This is a genomic window from Streptomyces sp. NPDC107500, assembly GCF_055582785.1.
Map to the genome: position 1 here is coordinate 135,633 of NZ_JBVJPF010000002.1, position 14,687 is coordinate 150,319.

15 protein-coding genes are annotated in these 14,687 nt (G+C 73.4%); 8 read left to right on the top strand and 7 right to left on the bottom strand.

Translation table 11 applies throughout. From position 1 onward, the window contains the following. Positions 1–18: 18 nt before the first annotated feature. Positions 19–1,233: an acetyl-CoA C-acetyltransferase gene (locus ACZ67M_RS06765; protein ID WP_361367910.1), complete on the bottom strand. Its 1,215-nt coding sequence runs from the start codon at positions 1,231–1,233 to the stop codon at positions 19–21. Between the two features lie 11 nt (positions 1,234–1,244). Then, entirely contained in the window at positions 1,245–2,429 is a 1,185-nt protein-coding gene (locus ACZ67M_RS06770) for a CaiB/BaiF CoA transferase family protein (RefSeq protein ID WP_392017718.1), read from the bottom strand. A gap of 263 nt (positions 2,430–2,692) precedes the next feature. Between ACZ67M_RS06770 and ACZ67M_RS06775 the strand changes: the two genes are divergently transcribed. After that, positions 2,693–3,871, top strand: a complete 1,179-nt coding sequence (locus tag ACZ67M_RS06775) for a saccharopine dehydrogenase family protein (protein WP_469849848.1) — start codon at positions 2,693–2,695, stop codon at positions 3,869–3,871. A 27-nt stretch (positions 3,872–3,898) separates the two neighbouring features. Here the strand turns inward: ACZ67M_RS06775 and mmpA are convergent, their stop codons facing one another. Beyond that, positions 3,899–4,045 (bottom strand): morphogenic membrane protein MmpA, encoded by a 147-nt coding sequence (mmpA, locus tag ACZ67M_RS06780; protein ID WP_392102309.1) that lies wholly within the window; start codon positions 4,043–4,045, stop codon positions 3,899–3,901. A gap of 179 nt (positions 4,046–4,224) precedes the next feature. On the opposite strand from mmpA, the gene ACZ67M_RS06785 reads away from it, so the two are divergent. Then, on the top strand, positions 4,225–4,419 hold the full coding sequence (locus ACZ67M_RS06785; protein WP_122620640.1) for a hypothetical protein: 195 nt from the start codon (positions 4,225–4,227) through the stop codon (positions 4,417–4,419). On the opposite strand, the gene ACZ67M_RS06790 is transcribed toward ACZ67M_RS06785, so the two are convergent. Next, the gene (locus ACZ67M_RS06790) at positions 4,407–5,108 is read right to left on the bottom strand and encodes an endonuclease V (RefSeq protein WP_469849849.1); all 702 of its coding nucleotides are present in this window, start codon (positions 5,106–5,108) and stop codon (positions 4,407–4,409) included. The two genes, ACZ67M_RS06785 and ACZ67M_RS06790, sit on opposite strands and share 13 nt — an antisense overlap. A gap of 41 nt (positions 5,109–5,149) precedes the next feature. On the opposite strand from ACZ67M_RS06790, the gene ACZ67M_RS06795 reads away from it, so the two are divergent. Next, entirely contained in the window at positions 5,150–5,446 is a 297-nt protein-coding gene (locus tag ACZ67M_RS06795) for a YciI family protein (protein WP_392017710.1), read from the top strand. Between the two features lie 13 nt (positions 5,447–5,459). Here the strand turns inward: ACZ67M_RS06795 and ACZ67M_RS06800 are convergent, their stop codons facing one another. After that, the gene (locus ACZ67M_RS06800; RefSeq protein ID WP_385798438.1) at positions 5,460–5,789 is read right to left on the bottom strand and encodes a plasmid stabilization protein; all 330 of its coding nucleotides are present in this window, start codon (positions 5,787–5,789) and stop codon (positions 5,460–5,462) included. A 72-nt stretch (positions 5,790–5,861) separates the two neighbouring features. Then, a complete protein-coding gene (locus tag ACZ67M_RS06805; protein WP_469850682.1) occupies positions 5,862–6,959 on the bottom strand; it encodes a WD40/YVTN/BNR-like repeat-containing protein in 1,098 nt (365 codons plus the stop codon). Between the two features lie 273 nt (positions 6,960–7,232). Here ACZ67M_RS06805 and ssgD point away from each other — a divergent pair, with 273 nt between their 5' ends. Continuing rightward, the gene (ssgD, locus tag ACZ67M_RS06810; RefSeq protein WP_392102305.1) at positions 7,233–7,649 is read left to right on the top strand and encodes a spore wall synthesis regulator SsgD; all 417 of its coding nucleotides are present in this window, start codon (positions 7,233–7,235) and stop codon (positions 7,647–7,649) included. 36 nt (positions 7,650–7,685) lie between these two features. Here the strand turns inward: ssgD and ACZ67M_RS06815 are convergent, their stop codons facing one another. Then, the gene (locus ACZ67M_RS06815) at positions 7,686–8,366 is read right to left on the bottom strand and encodes a GOLPH3/VPS74 family protein (protein ID WP_469849851.1); all 681 of its coding nucleotides are present in this window, start codon (positions 8,364–8,366) and stop codon (positions 7,686–7,688) included. Between the two features lie 328 nt (positions 8,367–8,694). Here ACZ67M_RS06815 and ACZ67M_RS06820 point away from each other — a divergent pair, with 328 nt between their 5' ends. The 4 genes from ACZ67M_RS06820 (at position 8,695) to ACZ67M_RS06835 (ending at position 14,643) form a co-directional block, all read left to right on the top strand. Next, positions 8,695–10,320 (top strand): ABC-F family ATP-binding cassette domain-containing protein, encoded by a 1,626-nt coding sequence (locus ACZ67M_RS06820; protein ID WP_469849853.1) that lies wholly within the window; start codon positions 8,695–8,697, stop codon positions 10,318–10,320. 10 nt (positions 10,321–10,330) lie between these two features. Further along, positions 10,331–12,589 carry an ATP-binding cassette domain-containing protein gene (locus ACZ67M_RS06825; protein ID WP_385798446.1) on the top strand — a complete coding sequence of 753 codons (2,259 nt, stop codon included), beginning with the start codon at positions 10,331–10,333 and terminating at the stop codon, positions 12,587–12,589. Between the two features lie 96 nt (positions 12,590–12,685). Beyond that, positions 12,686–13,462, top strand: coding sequence for a dimethylargininase (gene ddaH / locus ACZ67M_RS06830; RefSeq protein WP_361367943.1), 777 nt, complete (start codon positions 12,686–12,688; stop codon positions 13,460–13,462). A 206-nt stretch (positions 13,463–13,668) separates the two neighbouring features. Beyond that, on the top strand, positions 13,669–14,643 hold the full coding sequence (locus ACZ67M_RS06835; protein ID WP_361367946.1) for an acyl-ACP desaturase: 975 nt from the start codon (positions 13,669–13,671) through the stop codon (positions 14,641–14,643). The last annotated feature ends 44 nt before the right edge of the window (positions 14,644–14,687 follow it).

The window sequence follows — 14,687 nt, forward strand, 5'->3', positions numbered from 1 at the left end:
GTATCCGTCGGGAGGGGGTCAGACGCGCTCGACGATGGTGGCGATGCCCATGCCGCCGCCCACGCACAGGGTGGCGAGGCCGTACCGCTTGTCCTGGCGCTCCAGTTCGTCCACGAGCGTGCCGAGGATCATCGCGCCGGTGGCGCCGAGGGGGTGGCCGAGCGCGATGGCGCCGCCGTTGACGTTGACCTTGTCGAGGGACAGGCCCATGTCCTTGACGAAGCGCAGGACGACCGCGGCGAACGCCTCGTTGATCTCGACCAGGTCGATGTCGTCGATGGTGAGCCCGGCCTTGGCGAGCGCCTTGCGGGTGGCCGGGGCGGGGCCGGTGAGCATGATGGTGGGCTCGGAGCCGGACACGGCGGCCGAGACGATCCGGGCGCGCGGGCGCAGGCCGTAGCGGTCGCCGACCTCCTGCGAGCCGATGGCGACCAGGGAGGCGCCGTCCACGATGCCGGAGGAGTTGCCCGCGTGGTGGACGTGGTCGATCTTCTCGACCCAGTGGTACTTCTGCAGCGCGACGGCGTCGAAACCGCCGAGTTCGCCGATGTCGGCGAAGGACGGCTTGAGGCCCGCGAGGGAGTCGGCGGTGGTGCCGGGGCGCGGGTGCTCGTCGTGGTCGAGGACGGTGAGGCCGGCGCGGTCCCGCACGGGGACGACGGAGCGCTCGAAGCGGCCGTCCTTCCAGGCGGCGGCCGCGCGCTCCTGGGAGAGGGCCGCGTACTCGTCCACGTCGCGGCGGGTGAAGCCCTCGATGGTGGCGATCAGGTCGGCGCCGATGCCCTGCGGCACGAAGTTGGTGGCGAGGTTGGTCATCGGGTCGTTGAACCAGGCACCGCCGTCCGAGGCCATCGGCACCCGGGACATGGACTCGACGCCGCCCGCGAGGACCAGGTCCTCCCAGCCGGAACGCACCTTGGCGGCGGCCAGGTTGACGGCCTCCAGGCCCGAGGCGCAGAAGCGGTTCTCCTGGACGCCGGCCACGGTGTCGGGCAGCCCCGCGGCGATGGCGGCGATGCGGGCGATGTCGGAGCCCTGGTCGCCGACGGGACCGACGACGCCGAGGACGACGTCGTCGACCGCCGCGGGGTCCAGGTCCGGGAAGCGGGCGCGGATCTCGTGGATGAGGCCGACGACCAGGTCGACGGGCTTCGTGCCGTGCAGGGCGCCGTTCGCCTTGCCGCGTCCGCGCGGGGTGCGGATCGCGTCGTACACGTACGCTTCGGTGGTCACTGGCAGGCCTTTCACTGAGGGTTCTTCACGGGGCTGTTCGGGTGAGGGACACGAGTCGGTCCGCCCTCGGGGGGCAGGTCCCAGTCGCGGGCCACGGCGTCGGTGTCGGCGCCGGGCAGCACGGGCCCGGTGCGGACGGCGGTGGGGGTCGCGGAGAAGCGGGGTGCGGGGGCCGGCTGGGTGAGGCCGTCGTGGTCGGTGAAGGTGGAGCGGGCGGCGAGGTGGGGGTGGTGCGGTGCCTCGCGCAGCGTGAGGACGGGGGCCACGCAGGCGTCGGAGCCGGCGAACACGGACGTCCACTCGTCGCGGGTGCGGGACGCGAACCGGTCGGCGACGGCCTCGCGCAGCTCGGGCCAGCGGGCCGGGTCGTCGCGGGCGGGCGCGAGGCCGGGGATGCCGAGCAGCTCCATGAACTCGGTGTAGAAGCGCTGCTCCAGGGCGCCGACCGCCATGTACCGGCCGTCGGCGGTCTCGTAGGTGCCGTAGAAGGGGCAGCCGCCGTCGAGGAGGTTGGCGCCGCGCCGGTCCTGCCAGGCGCCGGCGGCGAGCATGCCGTGGATCATCGAGGAGAGGTGGGCGGTGCCGTCGACGATCGCCGCGTCCACGACCTGGCCGGTGCCCGTCGCGCGCGCGTGGTGCAGGGCGGCGAGGACTCCGACGACCAGGTAGAGCGAGCCGCCGGCGTAGTCGCCGAGGAGGTTGGCGGGGACGGCGGGCGGGCGGCCGGGGTCGCCGATCATGCCGAGGGTGCCGGTGAGCGCGATGTACCCGATGTCGTGACCGGCGCGTTCGGCGAGCGGGCCCTCCTGGCCCCAGCCGGTCATCCTGCCGTACACGAGGCGCGGGTTGCGGGCGTGGCAGGGCTCGGGGCCCACGCCGAGCCGTTCGGCGACGCCGGGGCGGTAGCCCTCGATCAGCACGTCGGCGCGTTCGGCGAGGGCGAGGACCCGCTCGGGGCCGTCCGGCGCCTTGAGGTCGACGAGTACGGAGCGCTTGTTGCGGTTGGTGACGTCGTGCGCGGGGTCGACGCCGAGTCCCGGGCCGCCGGGGCGGTCGACGCGTACGACGTCGGCGCCGAGGTCTGCGAGGAGCATGGCCGCGAACGGCCCGGGGCCGATGCCGGCCAGCTCGACCACGCGCACACCGGAGAGCGGGCCCTCACCCGTGGTCCGGGCTTGTGTCCTGGCTTTCGGCATCGCATCCCCGCTCTGTGACACAACCGATGTAACACCAGTGATGCTAAGAACGTGTTCCACTGGGCACAAGACCCGGGCGAGCAAGCGCTTAGCCCATTATGCGCCGCGAGCGTCCGGCCGCACCGCCGGCCGACGGGAGGCCACGGTGCGGTGGCCCTCCTCCACCCGGTCGACGGACTCCGCCCTCCTCACGCTAGCCTCAGCCACCGGCAACGGCGCGTGCTGCGGACCCGGGGATTGCCGACGGGTGACGAAGGGATGTCATGAGCAGGCTGAAAAGGGCCGACCGGCCGTACGACATCGTGCTCTTCGGAGCGACGGGGTTCGTCGGAGAACTGACCGCGCGGTATCTCGCCGCGCACGCCCCCGAAGGGCTGCGCTGGGCGATCGCCGGCCGCGGCGAGGAGAAGCTGCGCCGGCTGCGCGACCGGCTGCCGGGCGCGTCGGACGCCGGCGTGCTGCGGGCGGACGTGTCCGATCCGGACTCGCTGCGCGAACTCGCCGGACAGGCGCGCGTGGTGGCCACGACGGTCGGCCCCTACGTCCGGTACGGCGACGCCCTGGCCGCCGCCTGCGCGGACAGCGGCACCGACTACCTCGACCTCACCGGCGAGCCGGAGTTCGTGGACCGGACCTACGTGCGCCACGACGCCCGCGCGCGGGAGACCGGCGCCCGACTGGTGCACGCCTGCGGTTTCGACTCGATCCCGCACGACCTGGGCGTGTACTTCACCGTGCGGCAGCTGCCGGAGGGTGTGCCGCTCACCGTGGACGGCTTCGTGAGCGTCGACGCGACCTTCTCCGGCGGCACCTTCGCCTCCGCGCTCGGCCAGTTCGCTCGCGGGCGGCAGCTGCGGGCCGCGGCCGTGGAACGCCGGCGGCACGAACCGCGTCTGGTGGGCCGCCGCGCCGTCACGCCGACGGGCGCGCCGCGCTTCGCGGGTGAGGTGGGGGCCTGGGCGCTGCCGCTGCCGACCATCGACGCGCAGGTCGTACGGCGCTCCGCGAAGGCCCTGGACCGCTACGGCCCCGACTTCCGCTACCGCCACTACGCGGCCGTCCGGCGTCTGCCGGTGGCGGTGGGCGGAGTGGCGGCCGTGGGCGCGCTGCTGGCGGCGGCTCAGGTCCCGCCCGCGCGGCGCTGGCTGTCCGGGCGGCTCAAGCCCGGTGAGGGCCCGAGCGCCGAGAAGCGCGCCAAGAGCTGGTTCTCGGTCCGCTTCGTCGGCGAGGGGGGCGGGCGCAAGGTGTTCACCGAGGTCGCGGGCGGCGACCCGGGTTACGACGAGACGGCCAAGATGTTCGCCGAGGCGGCGCTCTGCCTCGCCCTCGACGCACTGCCGCCGACGTCGGGCCAGGTCACCACGGCCGTCGCGATGGGCGACGCGCTGACCGAGCGGCTGGTGGCGGCCGGCATCCGCTTCCGGGTGGTCGCGACCCGCTGAGGAACCCCTCGTTGGCCGTGGCGGGGATCATCCCGTCCAGCCGACGATCGTGTAGATCATTCCGCCGACCCAGGCCAGCCCCGCCGCCACCGCCAGCGCCAGCCCCGCGAGGGCGGTCCGGCCGACGGGGCGGCCGGGGCGGGCGGGGTACTCGGGTATGCGGCGTGTCGTCATGCGGTCCAGCCTGCCGGGGCGGCGGGTGACGGCACATCCGTACGGATACTCAGGCGGCCTGGGCGGTCCCGCGCAGTCGCCCTGCCCGCGCTTTGAGACTTTCCCACCCACCCCGACCGGCACGACCGGTGCGACGCGGCCGAAGTCTCCACGGGAAGTTCAATGAAACCCTTGAGGGTATGAAGTTCCTTCTCGAAGTCACCATGGACGAGGGCGCGGTCGCCGAGGACCCCGCCGGCGAGTTGCAGCGCATCCTGCGCTACTGGGGCGGCAACCTGCACCACTACGCGCTGCGGCCCGGCGACGGTTCGCCGATCCACGACTCGGCGTACCGGGAGGTGGGCCGCTGGAGCGTCGAGGGTCAGGCCGGGTAGGCGGCGGCCCGCAGCGCCGCGCGGCACAGGGCGTCGGCCCTGCGAGTGGTCTCCGGCAGACGGAAGGCGGGCGCCAGGGCCAGCGTGTGCGCGCAGGCGTTGTCGAGGCTCACCCGGTGACCGGCGGAGACGAAGACCGGCTTCACTCCGTCGCGCGTGCGCACCGCGCGCCCGACCTCCTCGGCGCCGGCGAGCAGCGGGGACGTACTGCCGCGCGGGGCGGCCGGCTCGTCGTACGTGAAGGTGAAGGGGTTCTTGGCCACGCCGATGGTGGGCAGGCCGGTGAGCACGCCCAGGTGGCTGGCGAGGCCGAAGCGGCGCGGGTGGGCCAGGCCGTAGCCGTCGCAGACGACCAGGCCGGGCGGGCACGGCAGGGCGTCCAGCGCGGCGCGGACGGTCGGGATCTCCCGGAAGGCGAGCAGGCCCGGGACATAGGGGAAGGAGATCCGCCCGACGGCGGTGACCTCGGCGACGACGGCGAGGGTCTCGGCGTCCAGCACGACGGCCGCCGCCGCGACCACGTCCCGTTCGTCGTCGTAGGCCACGTCGACGCCGGTCACCGTGCCCGTACCGGGCGGCGGGCCGGTCTCGTCGAGGACGACCCGCGCGCGCAGCCCGTCCTGGACGGCGCGCGCCCGCTCCTCGGTCGCGGGCCAGTCGGCGGGGGTCTGTGCGGTCACGGGCGTCATGGTGGGGCAAGCCTAGGCGAGCCCGCAGTAGGCTCGCGATCATGTTCGTACTGGAGCTGTCCTACACCGCCCCGCTCGAAGCCGTCGACGCCGTCCTGCCGGACCACGTGGCCTGGCTGGACGAGCTGTACGGGCAGGGAGTGTTCCTGGCGTCCGGGCGCAAGGAACCCCGCGACGGCGGGGTGATCATCGCCGTCGCGGAGGACCGCGCCCGGATCGAGGAGATCACCGCGGGCGACCCGTTCGTCCGGGCCGGCGTGTGCGCGTACCGCGTCACGGAGTTCGTCGCCACGAAGACGGCCCCGGCGCTGGACCCGTACCGGGAGGCTCTCGCCTAGAGGGCGGTACGGCTCACTTGCCGAGGGCGCGTCGCAGGTCGCTCTTGTTCATGTTCGAACGGCCGTGCACGTTGCGGCGCTTGGCCTCTTCGTAGAGCTGGTCGTACGTGGGCCCCTGCGGCCCCTCGCCACGGCCCGACCGGCGGCCGCCCCGCTCGCCCGGCGACATGTCCCGGGTGGAGATGCGGCCGGCGGTCTTCGCCTCGCCCGACCGGGCGCGCTCCTTGTTGACCGTCCGGGCCGCGATCTCCTTGGCGCGGCCGGTGCTCTCTCCGCGGTCCTCGGCGCTGTCCTTGATGTGCTCGTACTGACGTTCGCGTTTGGTGCTGGAACCGCGCGGCATGTCCGCTCACTTCCTCTCACGTTCGGCGAGCGGGTACCCGCATCGCGGACCGGCACCCCTCCCCGTCCGGCCTCACCACTCCAGGCGGGCGGCCCTGCCCTGCTCGCCCGCGGCCCAACAGCCCAGGTCGGGCGTGCAGTCCACGGTGTCGTAGGAGCCGGTGTCGACGGTGCGCCAGGTGCGGCCGCCGTCCGTGGTGAGGTCGGTGCCGGTGGGGCCGACCGCCAGGGCGGCGGTGCGGCCGTGCGGGAGCCAGGCGACGCCGGAACGGTAGGCCGGCGGCGGCGCGTCGGCGGGCCGCCAGGTGCGGCCGGCGTCCGCGGTCCGTGCCGCCGCGCGCGGCGAACTCTGGTCGGGGCGGTAGTCGCCGCCGACCGCGAGGCCGTGGGCCCGGTCGCGGAAGGCGAGGGCGAAGACGCCCCGCGCCGGGTCGCCCGCCGGGATCGGCGCGTCGGTGGCCGTCCAGGTCAGCCCCCGGTCGGCGGAGTGCAGCACACGCGCGCGTGCGGCCCCGCCGGTGGCCAGCCACACGTCCCTCGGACCGGAGGAGACCAGGCACTGGCCACTGGCCGCGAACCCGGCCTCGCCGTCCTGCGCGGCCGGCATGCCCCGGTCCGGGAGGACCTTCCAGGAGCGGCCGCCGTCGCGGGTGGACAGGATGCGGAACTTCCCGTCCACCGGGTCGCTCATGGCGAGTCCGTGCCGGGAGTCGAAGAAGGTGAGGCAGTCGTAGAAGGCCCGCGCGTCGGTGTTGCGGAAGGACTCCGTCCAGGTGGCTCCGCCGTCGGCGGTGCGGTAGACCCGGGACGCCTCGCCCTCGCCGATGGCCAGGACCACGGCACGGCGGGCGTCGAACGCCTCGACGTCCCGGAACTCCAGGTCGCCGGCGCCCGGCGGGGAGACGTCGCGCCAGGTGTCACCGCCGTCGGTGGTGCGCAGGACGGTGCCCCCGGAGCCGGCCAGCCACGCGGTGTGCCGGCTGACGGCGGCGAGCCCCCGGAACCGGGCGTCGGGCGCCCCGGTGTCCTTGAGCCGCCAGTGCGGCCGGGTCCGCTCCTCGTGCGACGGCTGACCGGCCTGCGCCGGTACGGTCGTCAGCGCGGCCAGCGCCGCCGCGCAGACCGCCCCCGCGATCGCCCCGCGCCCCGCGCGCCCGCGAGCGGTTCGAATCGGCCGTACCGTGCGTCGCGTGCTTCCCAAGCGCCTCATGGCGGGCGAAGCTAGCCCACCGGGGGTGAGCCGTCCAGAGGACCTGCCCGGCACGCGCGTGACGCAAGTGCCGTACGGGGCGGGCGAGGAGAGCCGTGTCACGCCGGTGCATGAACGCGGTGACAGAGGTCACTCGATGCTCGTGTGCACGGATCGGCTGTTTCCAACGTCTCCTCAAGTGCCCGGCCCGCACCACCCCGAGAGCCCGTCCAGCCGTCACGAGGGAGCAAGGCGTTGTCCACCGTCATCGAGCAGCCGGTCGAGGCGCGTCTCGTCGCCGCCGCACCGCGCATGCCGAGCATTCCCGCCACCCTGCACTACGACCGCGTCGACCCCTTCGCCGTCCGCATGACCTTCCCGGCCCCGGCCACCCTGGAGGGCGTGGAGGTCTGCTGGACCTTCTCCCGGGAGCTGCTCATCGCGGGGATGCGGGAGCCTGAGGGCCACGGCGACGTGCGGGTGCGCCCGTACGGGTACGACCGCACCGTCCTGGAGTTCCACGCGCCCGAGGGCACCGCCGTGATCCACGTGCGTTCCGGCGAGCTGCGCCGGTTCCTGGCGGCCACGGGCGAGCTGGTGCCCGTCGGCATGGAGCACCTCCACCTGGACCTGGAGCACGACCTGGCGGAGCTGCTGCGCGGCAGCCGCTGACCGGCCGTCGCCCCGGCCCGCCTCCGCGCCCCGGCCTCAGCGCCCCGACGACACGGCCCGGGCGCTCTCCGCGCTCACCGCGCCCCAGACCTCTCCCACGATCTTCCGCAGCCCGGGTGCCGCCGCCCCGCCCCGCTCGGTCAGCTCGGCGACGCGCTCCTCGCCGCACCCACCGTCGGCCGCGCGGTGTCCGGCGCCGGCCGGGAGGCCGGGTGCCGCGGCGGCGACGAGCACGGCCGCGGCCGCGTCGCGCTCGGACACCTCGCCGGCCGGGATCCGGCCCTCCAGCACCTCCCGCGTCTCCTCGCGGAGCGCCTTCGCCACGGCCGGGCGCGCCAGGACGTACTCCACGGACGGGAACACCCCGAGCACCCGCTTCTTCTCGGCGCGCAGATAGCCCTCGGCCACCAGCTGCTCCCGGACGGCGTCGAAGGTCACCCGCGCGTGCAGCGCGACCCACGTCCGCCACCGGTGCGGCAGCGACTCGCGGACCAGCTCGAGCAGCCCGTCGAGGACCGCGTCCCCGGTGCGGGAGTCCAGGTCGACGGGGGTGGCGATGCCGTCGTCGTCGGTGAGCAGGCCGCGCCGGGCCAGTTCGGTGAGCGCGCCGGCGCGCACCAGGTGGTGGACCCGGGCGGTGTCCGCTCCCCCGGACTTCGTGGGGTCCCAGGCCAGCAGGCAGAGCCGGGCGGGCAGTGAGAGCGGGCCGTTGGGCACGGGGCCTCCTCGGGGCCGTGGGACCGGGTGCGCGGAAAATACGTTGACAGCACATCCGGCCCCTCGTACGGTGTATGTCGCTTCTGTTGCCGCCGATTGGAGAAGGACGTTGCTCGTCTGAGGTCCTGAGACACCGCGACACACCTCACGTGTGTGTACGCAGCGTGCGACCTCGGCGTTCGAGCCGTCCCTCCGCGGAGCAGGGCTTTTTTCATGCCCGGCACTCCCCCGGAGGCTCCTCCTTCTCTCGTCCGACGGCGGTCGCCGCCCTCCCGGTGTCTCGATACGCGTTTGCCCCTGACGGCTTCAAGCAACCGCGGAGACCCGTATGTCCACATCCATCACTTGTACGTCCCTGTCCTTCGCCTGGCCCGACGGCACGCCCGTCTTCGAGGGACTCGACACCTCCTTCGGCCCCGGCAGGACCGGGCTCGTCGGCGTCAACGGGGCGGGCAAGTCCACCCTGTTGAAGCTGATCGCCGGGCAGCTCACGCCCGCCGACGGCCTGGTCCGCGTCACCGGCGAGGTCGGCCACCTGCCGCAGAACGTCACCCTCGACACCGCGCTGCGCGTCGACGAGGCGCTCGGCATCGCCGCGCGCCGGGCCGCGCTGCACGCCATCGAGGCCGGTGACGTGGCCGAGGAGCACTTCGAGACGGTCGGCGACGACTGGGACGTCGAGGAGCGCGCCCTCGCCACCCTCGGCGAACTCGGGCTCGGCCACGTGGGGCTCGACCGCACCGTCGGCGAGGTCTCGGGCGGCGAGTCGGTACTGCTGCGGCTGGCCGCGCTGCTGCTGCGCCGGCCCGACGTCCTGCTCCTGGACGAGCCCACCAACAACCTCGACCTGTACGCCCGCAGGCGCCTGTACGCCGCCGTCACCTCCTGGCCGGGCGTCATGGTCGTGGTCAGCCACGACCGGGAACTGCTGGAACTGGTCGACCAGATCGCCGACCTGCGGTCCGGCGGCATCACCTGGTACGGCGGGAACCTCTCGGCGTACGAGGAGGCCCTGGCCGTGGAGCAGGAGGCGGCCGAGCGCATGGTGCGGGTCGCCGAGTCCGATCTGCGCAAGCAGAAGCGGGAACTGGCCGACGCCCAGGTCAAACTGGCTCGCCGCAAGCGGTACGGCCAGAAGATGTGGGACCAGAAACGCGAACCGAAGATCGTCATGGGGGCGCGCAAGCGCGCGGCGCAGGAGTCCGCGGGCAAGCACCGCATCATGCACGAGGAGAAGCTCGCCGAGGCCAGGGAGCGCCTCGACGACGCGGTGGAGGCCGTGCGGGACGACGACGAGATCCGCGTCGACCTGCCATACACGGCCGTACCGCCGGGCCGGTCCGTGCTCACCCTGCGCGATCTGGAACTCCGGTACGGCGCGCGGGTGGAGGGCGGCTTCGACCTGCACGGTCCCGAGCGGATCGCGCTGATCGGGCGCAACGGCGCGGGCAAGACCACGCTGCTGCGCACGGTCGCCGGGGAGCTGGCGCCGGTGGCGGGCGAGGCGACGGCGCACGTGCCGCTGCGGTTCCTGCCCCAGCGCCTCGACGTGCTCGACGGGGAGCTGTCCGTCGCCGAGAACGTGGCCCGGTTCGCGCCGGGCGCCACCAGCAACCGGATCCGGGCGCGGCTGGCCCGCTTCCTGTTCCGGGGCGCCCGCGCCGACCAGAAGGCGGCGACGCTCTCCGGCGGTGAACGCTTCCGGGCGGCGCTGGCAGCGCTGATGCTGGCCGAGCCCGCGCCGCAGCTGCTGATGCTGGACGAACCGACGAACAACCTGGACATGGCGAGCGTGCGGCAGCTCACCACCGCCCTGGAGTCCTACGAGGGGGCGCTGATCGTGGCCAGCCACGACATGCCGTTCCTGGAGTCGCTGGGCATCACCCGCTGGCTGCTGTTCGAGGAGGGAGAACTGCGGGAAATCCAGCCAGAAGCTGTCGGGTATCCCGCCTAGCGTCCCTCGCATGAGCGAGTTCATCAGCATCACCGGAGCCAGGGAGAACAACCTCCAGGACGTCACCCTCCGCATCCCGAAGGGCCGGCTGACCGTGTTCACCGGCGTTTCGGGGTCGGGGAAGTCGTCGGTCGTCTTCGACACCATCGCGGTCGAGTCGCGGCGCCAGCTCAACGAGACGTTCACCTGGTTCGTGCGCAACCGGCTGCCCAAGTACGAGCGGCCGCACGCGGACGCCCTGGAGGACCTCTCCCCCGCGATCGTCGTCGACCAGCGGCCGGTGGGCGGCCACTCGCGGTCCACGGTCGGCACGATGACCGACATCCACTCGGTGCTGCGCGTGCTGTTCTCCCGGCACGGCACCCCCAGCGCCGGCGGGGCGACGGCGTACTCGTTCAACGACCCGTCGGGCATGTGCCCCGGCTGCGACGGCCTGGGCCGCACGGTGCGGCCCGACTGGGACCGGATCCTCGACCCCGCCAGGTCGCTGGCCGGCGGGGCGGTCCGCTTCCCGCCGTTCGCGGCCGGGACCTGGCAGGGGCAGGCGTACACCAACTCCGACGAACTGGACCCGGACCGGCCGGTCGGCGACTTCACGGACGCCGAGCGGGCCTTCCTGATGCGCGGGCGGCCCGGCAGCAAGGTCACCGTCAACGGCTCGGGCGGCACCTGGACCACCGAGTACGAAGGGCTCGCCGACCGCTTCGAGCGGCTCTACCTCAAGCGGGACCTGTCGGGCATGAGCGAGAAGACCAGGGACCTCGTACGGGGGTTCCTGGTGGAGGGCGCCTGTCCCGAGTGCGGCGGGGCCCGGCTGAACGCGGCGGCGCTGGCGGCCCGGATCGACGGGCACTCCATCGCCGACTGCTCCGCCATGCAGGTCACCGACCTGATCGCCGTACTGAAGCGGATCGACGACCCGGTGGCGCTGCCGGTCGCCGGTGCCGCCGTCGCGGCCTTGGAGCGGGTCGAGGCGATCGGCCTCGGCTATCTCAGCCTCGGCCGGGAGACCTCCACGCTGTCCGGCGGCGAGGGACAGCGGCTGAAGACCGTGCGGCACCTCGGCTCCAGCCTGACCGGGATGACGTACATCTTCGACGAGCCCAGCGTCGGGCTGCACCCGCGCGACGTCGGACGCCTGGGCGACCTGCTGCTGCGGCTGCGCGACAAGGGCAACACCGTGCTGGTCGTCGAGCACGACCCGGACGTCATCGCGCTGGCGGACCACGTGGTCGACATGGGGCCGGGCGCCGGCGCCGACGGCGGCCGGGTGGTGTTCGAGGGGACGCCGGACGCGCTGGCCGCGTCGGACACGCTCACCGGTCGGTGCCTGGGCAGGCGTGCGGCGGTGAAGGCGGACCCGCGGGAGGCGGACGGGCGGCTGTGGGTGAAGGGCGCCGGCCGGCACAACCTGCGGGACGTGACGGTGGCCTTCCCGACCGGGGTGCTCACCGCGGTCACGGGGGTGGCCGGGTCGGGCAAGAGCACGCTGGTCGCGGAGCTGACCGCCGCCCACCCGGACGCCGTGGCCGTCGACCAGTCGGCCATCGGCGTCTCCGCGCGGTCCACCCCGGCCACCTACCTCGGGATCATGGACACGGTACGGAAGCTCTTCGCGCGGGAGACGGGCACCGAGCCGGGCTTCTTCAGCTTCAACTCGGCGGGCGCGTGCGGCACCTGCGAGGGCCGCGGACTCATCCACACCGACCTCGCGTTCATGGACCCGGTGACGACCACCTGCCACGACTGCGAGGGGCGGCGCTTCCGGGAGGAGGTGCTGCGGCTGACGGTCGACGGGAGGTCGGTCGCCGACGTGCTGGCGATGACCGCGGGCCAGGCGCTGGACTTCTTCGCCGACCCGGGCCTGCGGCGGCGGCTGCGCGCCCTGCATGACGTCGGTCTCACCTACCTCACGCTCGGACAGCCGCTGTCCACGCTCTCCGGCGGCGAGCGGCAGCGCATCAAGCTGGCCACCCGCCTGCACCGCACCGGCGCGGTCTACGTCCTGGACGAGCCGACCACCGGACTGCACATGTCGGACGTCCAGGGGCTGCTCGCGCTGCTGGACCGGCTGGTCGACACCGGCAACACGGTGGTGGTCGTGGAGCACAACCTGGACGTGGTCGCGCACGCCGACTGGGTCGTGGACCTCGGCCCCGACGGCGGCCGGGACGGTGGCCGGGTGATCTTCGAGGGCACCCCGCGGGACCTGCTCGCCGCCCGCGGCTCCAGCACGGCGGAGCATCTCAGGAGGGCTACGAGCGGCTGACGGGGGTTCCGAAGGCACGCGTCCCCGCTGCATGATGGCGGACCGGCGCCGGACCACGGGCGCCGGACCCGACAGCGCCGATACGGAAGGCCCCGCGTGCCCAGCAAGAAGGCCCTCGTCCGCCGCCCCGGCCCCAGGCTCGCCGAGGGCCTGGTGACCCACGTCGAGCGGGAGCCGGTCGACCACGCCCTGGCGGTCGAGCAGTGGGACGCCTACGTCGAGGCCCTCGCGGCGAACGGCTGGGAGACGCTGGAGGTGGACCCCGCCGACGACTGCCCCGACTCGGTGTTCGTCGAGGACACGGTCGTCATGTACCGCAACGTCGCCCTGATCACGCGGCCCGGCGCGGAGTCCCGGCGGGCGGAGACGGCCGGCGTCGAGGAGGCCGTGGCCCGGCTCGGCTGCTCGGTCAACTGGGTCTGGGAGCCCGGAACCCTGGACGGCGGCGACGTCCTGAAGGTCGGTGACACGATCTACGTCGGGCGCGGCGGGCGCACCAACGCGGCCGGGGTGCAGCAGGTGCGGGCCGCGTTCGAGCCGCTGGGCGCCCGGGTCGTCGCCGTGCCGGTGAGCAAGGTGCTGCACCTGAAGTCGGCGGTGACCGCGCTGCCGGACGGCACGGTGATCGGGCACATCCCGCAGACCGACGTGCCGTCGCTCTACCCGCGCTTCCTGCCGGTGCCGGAGGAGTCAGGGGCGCACGTGGTGCTGCTCGGCGGGGACAGGCTGCTGATGGCGGCGAGCGCGCCGAAGACGGCGGAGCTGCTGGCCGGCCTCGGCCACGAGCCCGTACTCGTCGACATCGGCGAGTTCGAGAAACTCGAAGGCTGTGTGACATGCCTCTCGGTGCGGCTGCGGGAGCTGTACGCCTGAACTCGCCGGTACGTCACCCGTCCGGCCCCGGGACCTGCGTGTCTCGGTGCCTTTCCGGGCCCCGCGGGACAGTGGCTGATCAGCGGCCTTTACAGTGCGTTTAACCTACGCCCTCGTAACCTACGGTTTCGTAGCCTACGATCCCGTAGGTTCCCGGCACCGCTCGCCGGCCGCTCCGCACTGTCGCACGTCCCCTGGAGTTCTCCGTGACGATCGTCTCCCCGCACCTCGGCTCCTCCGCCGACTGGACCGACGCCCGGCTGCTGTACGCGCTGGAGGAAGTGGTCGAGACCGAACTCAACCGGCATCTGAAGGTCGCCAAGGACTGGATGCCGCACGAGTACGTGCCGTGGACCGACGGACGGAACTTCCCGGGGATCTTCGAGGACGGCGAGGCCTGGGAGAAGGAGCAGTCGAAGGTCACCGAGATCGGCCGGATCGCGCTCGTGGTGAACCTGCTGACGGAGGACAACCTCCCCAGCTACCACCACGAGATCGCCAGCCTCTTCGGCCGTGACGGCGCCTGGGGCACCTGGGTGCACCGCTGGACCGCCGAGGAGGGGCGGCACGGCATCGTCATGCGCGACTACCTGCTCGCCTCCCGCGCGGTCGACCCGGACAAGCTGGAGCAGTTCCGGATGGCCCACATGAGCGAGGGCTTCGAGTCGGACAACCGGCACTCGATGCTGCACTCGGTGGCCTACGTCGCCTTCCAGGAGCTGGCCACCCGCATCTCGCACCGCAACACCGGCCACCAGTCCGGCGACCCGGTCTGCGACCGCATGCTGGCCCGCATCGCGACCGACGAGAACCTGCACATGGTCTTCTACCGGAACCTGCTCAAGGCGGCCTTCGAGATCGCGCCCGACCTCACCATGCAGGCCGTGCGGGACGTGGTCGTCAACTTCCGGATGCCCGGTCACGGCATGCCCGGCTTCGAGCGGGCCGCCGCGCAGATGGCGATCGGCGAGGTCTACAACCTGCGCATCCACCACGACGACGTGATCCAGCCCGTGCTGCGCTTCCTGAAGGTCCTGGAGATCGACGGCCTCGGCCCGGAGGGTGTGCGGGCCCAGGAGGAACTGGGGCTCTACATGGGCGGGCTGGACGCCGAGGCGTCCAAGTTCGACGAGAAGCTGGCGGCGCGCAAGGCCCGGATGGCGGCCCGCGCGGCGGGCTGACCGGCCGACGGGGTCGGTGGCGACAGCCGGCCGCGGCCGGGTCC

Bases quoted from the DNA above. Each gene is read 5' to 3' on its own strand.
- ACZ67M_RS06825 (WP_385798446.1), top strand. From the start codon at position 10,331: ATGAGCGAGTTCATCAGCATCACCGGAGCCAGGGAGAACAACCTCCAG.
- ACZ67M_RS06775 (WP_469849848.1), top strand. From the start codon at position 2,693: ATGAGCAGGCTGAAAAGGGCCGACCGGCCGTACGACATCGTGCTCTTC.
- ACZ67M_RS06785 (WP_122620640.1), top strand. From the start codon at position 4,225: ATGAAGTTCCTTCTCGAAGTCACCATGGACGAGGGCGCGGTCGCCGAG.
- ACZ67M_RS06795 (WP_392017710.1), top strand. From the start codon at position 5,150: ATGTTCGTACTGGAGCTGTCCTACACCGCCCCGCTCGAAGCCGTCGAC.
- ACZ67M_RS06790 (WP_469849849.1), bottom strand. From the start codon at position 5,108: ATGACGCCCGTGACCGCACAGACCCCCGCCGACTGGCCCGCGACCGAG.
- ACZ67M_RS06770 (WP_392017718.1), bottom strand. From the start codon at position 2,429: ATGCCGAAAGCCAGGACACAAGCCCGGACCACGGGTGAGGGCCCGCTC.
- ACZ67M_RS06820 (WP_469849853.1), top strand. From the start codon at position 8,695: ATGTCCACATCCATCACTTGTACGTCCCTGTCCTTCGCCTGGCCCGAC.
- ACZ67M_RS06800 (WP_385798438.1), bottom strand. From the start codon at position 5,789: ATGCCGCGCGGTTCCAGCACCAAACGCGAACGTCAGTACGAGCACATC.
- mmpA (WP_392102309.1), bottom strand. From the start codon at position 4,045: ATGACGACACGCCGCATACCCGAGTACCCCGCCCGCCCCGGCCGCCCC.